This window comes from Mesobacillus campisalis (assembly GCF_000986785.1).
Taxonomy (GTDB): domain Bacteria; phylum Bacillota; class Bacilli; order Bacillales; family Cytobacillaceae; genus Mesobacillus_B; species Mesobacillus_B campisalis.
On the sequence record NZ_LAYY01000095.1, the window covers coordinates 1 to 421 of the forward strand.

The 421-nt window shown below is 58.4% G+C and carries 1 rRNA gene; it reads left to right on the forward strand.

Annotation, left to right across the window (positions count from 1 at the left end):
- Positions 1–421, forward strand: a 16S ribosomal RNA gene (locus WQ57_RS22610); the annotation flags it as partial.

Sequence of the window (421 nt, forward strand, 5' to 3'; positions counted from 1 at the left end):
CTGAAAGACGGCTCCGGCTGTCACTTACAGATGGGCCCGCGGCGCATTAGCTAGTTGGTGAGGTAACGGCTCACCAAGGCCACGATGCGTAGCCGACCTGAGAGGGTGATCGGCCACACTGGGACTGAGACACGGCCCAGACTCCTACGGGAGGCAGCAGTAGGGAATCTTCCGCAATGGACGAAAGTCTGACGGAGCAACGCCGCGTGAGCGAAGAAGGCCTTCGGGTCGTAAAGCTCTGTTGTCAGGGAAGAACAAGTACCGGAGTAACTGCCAGTACCTTGACGGTACCTGACCAGAAAGCCACGGCTAACTACGTGCCAGCAGCCGCGGTAATACGTAGGTGGCAAGCGTTGTCCGGAATTATTGGGCGTAAAGCGCGCGCAGGCGGTCCTTTAAGTCTGATGTGAAAGCCCACGGC